Source organism: Paracidovorax wautersii (assembly GCF_900113035.1).
GTDB lineage: Bacteria > Pseudomonadota > Gammaproteobacteria > Burkholderiales > Burkholderiaceae_C > Paracidovorax > Paracidovorax wautersii.
In genome coordinates, this window is record NZ_FONX01000043.1 from 1 (window position 1) to 4,970 (window position 4,970).

The window sequence follows — 4,970 nt, forward strand, 5'->3', positions numbered from 1 at the left end:
GCATAGGCGAACAGCTCTTCGTCGGCCGCCGGGCCCGACACGCGGGCCCTGGCCACACGGCGGGCCGCGGCACCGTAGATCTCGCGCTCGACGGTGCCGGCGCTGCGCTGAGCCCAGGTGTGCACCTGGCCCACCAGTTGGTCGAAGGTGTGCTCTGGTAGCACGCTGCGGCCGTGGCGGTGCACGGTCTCGTGCAGAAACACCGCCGCCTCGCGGCCGGCGGGGATGCGATCGGCCAGGAACACTGTGGTGTTCGACGACGCATCGTGCCAGGCTTGGGCCCGAGGGCCGATATCCTGGTCAGTGCCCAGGCTGTGGCGGATGTCCGGGTCGGCAGGGTCGTACGTGCCGCGGTTGCCGGTGGCGGACTTAATCTGCTCCGGGCGGAACGCAACATACTGGTCTGAATCGCCGAATTGGTCCCATACGTCCTTCACGATGAGCCCGTCATACCCCGCTTCCTTAGCGAGTGCAGCAAGATCGTCGATCTGAATGCACTCCGAGCTACCTGGTCGCGCAAAGGGATTCGGCACCGCACTCCAATTCGCACCACCAGCATCGACAAGAAGGGGGTTCAGGATGGAAAGATAGGCCCGGTACAGTCCGTCGCTCTCGACAAGCTCGTCCGAGCATTTCAGCTTGTTTTCTCTCCAGGCTCCTGGGGTGTAGCCGCGCGCTACGTAAGGAGAGCTGGCAAAGAAAATGCTGCCTTGAACGCGGCTCCCATGCCTTTCTCCGTTAAAGACAGACAGTCCCTTTGCGTCCCCACGGTAAACCACCAGCGGCTCGCCGCGTCCATCTACGATCTGGCTGCCCTCGAACCAGCGATCAAAGGCCGAACCACGAGGCGATTCGCCCATGCTGTAGCGGATGTCGGGATCTCGTGGGTCGTAGGTGCCGCAGTTGCCGATCGCGCTCTTGATCTGCTCCGGCCGGAACGGTATCCACAGATCGTTGAACTGCTCATCCGCGTCGTCGGACAACTCAGCCGCCGTCAGGCGTCGTCCCTCTACCTTGATGCCATCGAACCCATCACGCTTCAGGTCTGCAATGAATCCTTGCATTCCGCCTTCATGGTAGGCCGATGGCTCCATCTGCCACATCACCCTTTCGTCGTGGTCCATGACGTACGGATTCTTGATCGCCAGGTGAAGAGGCATCACGCGTCCGTCAGGGCCGTCAGCGTAGCTGGCCGTCAATGCGGGATTCGGCGTGGTGAATATTCCGAAGTCGTCGCGGTTGACATCCATGTTGAACACAGAGAACTCTGCCGTAGTCCCGTGATACACGATCAATGGGGCGCCGCGCTCATCTACCACAGCACTGCCATCAAACCAGCGGACAAATGCGCCATCACTACCGTCTTCGGACAAGCTGAAGCGTATATCGGAATTCCGCGGGTCATAGGTGCCACGATTACCGATGGCACTCTTGATCTGCTCGGGGCGGAAGACAACAATTTGGTCGCCGCCACCAGGATATCTCTGCCAGAGTCCATCAACTCCCGCCGCTTCCAGATCTCGCCGAACCTCGTCCCAGTGGGTGGCCGGTGTCAGTTTTCCGATCGCCTCCAGCAGCTCGTCCTCGCTGCTTGCAATGATCGGACTAGCCATCTGCACGAATAGCGGCATGACCGATGGTGGCCCATCACGGAACTCGGCGTTGTCAACCGCATAGTCCGACGCACTGCTAGCGTCGCTGGTCAGATAGATACCGGCTCCAAGGGATGAATCGTCACCAGAAGGCCGGAACACGGTGAAGTCGGTGTTGGTGCCGTGATAGACCACCAACGGCTTGCCATCCGGAGCAACGACTTTGCTGGCCCCGAACCACCTGTCGAACGCCGCCTGCTTTCCAGCCCGCGCCTGTTCAGCCAGGCTGTGCGTGACACGTGGGTCGCGCGGGTCGAAGCTGCCCGTGTTGCGCACGCTCTTGATCTGGGCCGGCTCGAAAGCGATGTACGACAGGCTCCCCTTGTCCTCGTACGCGTTCCTGTAGACGATGCCGTCGTGGCCCTCCTCCTTCGCCTGCGCGATCACGGCCGCCCAGTCACTTCCCTGGTCAACAACCCTCTTCGGATTGCTGATCGAGAGGAACACCTGAGTCATCTGGCCTTCCTCCAGCTCGATGTCCCACTGATTGACCTCTCCACCAATCCAGCTGCGGGCATCGGCTTCGGTGCCAAAGCCGAATGCCGGCTGCGTCGGCCACTCACCGTCCACGTAGAAGCGACCGTCTTCCTCGTAGATCTCTGCCTCCGCGACCTGGTCATCGACGAACTTGCCGCGCACGCGCTCCTGCGCAGCGGTGAGGGTGCCGAAGTGAAAGCCAGAAGCGCCCACGGTGGGGACGGCGTCCACCGCCTCGTCGAAAGAGCCGCTGTGGTACAGCACCAGCGGATCACCAGCAGCATCGACCACGGCGCTCTCACCGAACCAACGACGAAACGCGTCTTCGCGCTGCTGCTCCAGATCCTCGCTGGTGGTCACCACGATGCTGCCTACGCTGGCCTGCAGCTCCATGGCGTCCAGCCCCACCAGCTCGGCGATGGAGGCCTTCATGCTCCCGACTGTGGCGTACCCCCCAACCTGCCACGGAAACCCGGCTTCCTGGGCCGCCTGGAGGCTGCGCCGGATGTCCGGGTTCTGTGGCGAGTAGCTACCGTCATTGCCCAATGCCGACTTGATCTGCTCTGGGTGAAAGGCGATGGCCACGGTCTGGCCGTCGAACTCGGTACTGCCTTCGTAGAACCGCACCTCCTCGCGCAGACGTGCAGCAGATTCCTCAATCCGCTCCCGTTTGGCCATGTAGATGTGGCGCTCATGCCGAGGTGCCGCGTACTCCTCATCCTTGGCGCGGCGAACGGCTCGCATGAGCTGATCCAGCTCCTGGTTCAGCTCACCGACGTTGGTCTGGGCCAGCACGATGCCGTCGTAGCCTTGCAAGGTCAGCTTCTCGCGCAAGGCCTCCGGCGAGCCCTTGCCGTTCATCCCGGGCCGGTACTCCACTCCGTTGGCCTCATGCATGGCCTGCAGCAGCTCGCGGAAAGAGTCGTAGTAGCGAGGACGCTGGATGGCGAGGTAGACCGGGTAGATCGCGGCTCCCACACTGTCCGCGTACTTGCCGGCGCCGGCGGGGCCCGGCGTGCTGGAGAACCAGGAGCCGACCATGTCGATGGACTGGCCACGCCACCCCGCCTTCAGGCGGTCGAACACGCCGACGTCAGGGGCGTACGTCCCGTGGTACATGCGCATGGGCTGCCCGTCAGCCTCCCTGATGACCGACGAGCCGAACCACTGGTCGAACGCGCTCTTTTGCATGCCGGGCCTCATGCCTGCAGCTCGGCCTCGGGATGGAAATCAGCAGCGTGGATGGGTTCGGCCTCATCGACGACGTCGTAACACCACATGTGCGTGATGCCCCGTGCCAATGCGTCGCGGAGTCGGTGACTACCGTCTTTGACCTCGCCGCATTCCACGATAATCGGCGGTACGGTCTCGGGGCTGAGGCGCGCGCACGCTGCCTGCCGATTCGGCTCCGCACGGTTAGCATCGGAGTGCCCCAGCACGAGCGATGTAACCGGCAGCAGCCGTTTAACCGCCTTGGCCCCTGCAAAGTATTCGCGAGCAAACTCGGCATCGAAGTCCAAATTCCCTGCGTGACGTTCCATGAAGCTCGCGATCTCGCGAGCGTCCTGCAGGATCTCCGGGTACGCAGACATTGCCAGTGCACGGCGAACCTCGAATCCATGTTCCGGGCTATCCACCTGCGCCAGGGCGTATGCCAAGTCCACGAGGTCCTGCCCATCTAGTCCCTGCAGGGCGTTTCCGATCAGCTTCTCACCAATGCGCTGGATGCTTTCGACGACCACCTGCAGCCAGGCCTGGGCGCTGCCGACAGCCGCCGCTGCCGAAGGCTTCACACCCCTTACCAACGCCTCTTCGACCGCATACGCAAACAGCTCTTCCTCAGCAGCCGGGCCTGACACGCGGGCCCGGGCCACGCGGCGTGCCGCAGCCCCGTAGATCTCGCGCTCCACGGTGCCGTCCCTGCGCTTGGCCCAGGCATTCACCTGGCCGACCAGGTAATCGAACGTCCCCGCGGGCAGCGCTCCGCGCCCATGACGATGCACCACCTCATGGAGAAACACGGCCGTCTCACGACCGGCGGGGATCTGGTCCACCACGAACGTCGTGACGCGCCGGGCGTCGTCGTGCCAGGCCTGGACCACTCCGTCCGAGACGCTGTGCAGGATGCTCGCGTTCCGCCGGCTGTACGTGCCCACGTTCGAGATGGCCGACTTCACCTGGTTGGGAGAGAAAGCCACCCAGGTATCACCGCTGTATTCAGCGCCCAGCTGCGGGTCGGGCAGGATGCGCAACCCATCGATACCTTCGCCACGGAAGGAGCGCAGCATGCTCAGTACCTCCGACTTGTCCGCAAAATTCACCAGCTGCTGGAACTGGGCTGCAGAGACCACCCAGGGATTCCGGATGGCTAGATATGCAGGGATGACGTTTTCTCCACCGGAAGGGCCGCCATTCGCAAATTCGGAGGCCACAACCGGATCGGTGGTGAAGTACATGCCGAAGAATGCCGTATCGCTGTTACTGCGCCGGCCGAGTTTGTCGCGTGCAAACTTCTCGAAATTGGCGTTGGTGCCATGGAAGGCGACCTGCGGAACACCCATCGCATCAACCACCTTCGAATCTGCAAACCATTTGCGGAAACCGGGGTTGGCGTACGGGTCGCGCGAGGTAGTAACCACCAACCCGCCTACCGTACGGGCCAGATCCGCAGCGTCGTGCCCGACGCATTCGACGATCGCCTGCCGCATGCTCTCCACGGTGGCTGCGCACTGCAAATCCAAGTCATCTCGAAGGCTGTGTTTGGGCACCTCCTCTTGATCCATCGCGGCATCGGCCGAAACATCCATCCAGCGGTCGAGTTTCAGGTGGGTCACGGTGGTC

Annotated in this window: 2 protein-coding genes; both read right to left on the reverse strand. The window is 62.8% G+C overall.

Annotated elements, in window-relative coordinates; genetic code table 11:
- A partial coding sequence (locus BM070_RS23765; protein ID WP_217648973.1) for an ADP-ribosyltransferase-containing protein occupies nucleotides 1-3,320 on the reverse strand: 3,320 nt, incomplete at its 3' end.
- Between the two features lie 8 nt (nucleotides 3,321-3,328).
- On the reverse strand, nucleotides 3,329-4,970 hold a 1,642-nt coding region (locus BM070_RS24950), incomplete at its 5' end, for an ADP-ribosyltransferase-containing protein (protein ID WP_175518602.1).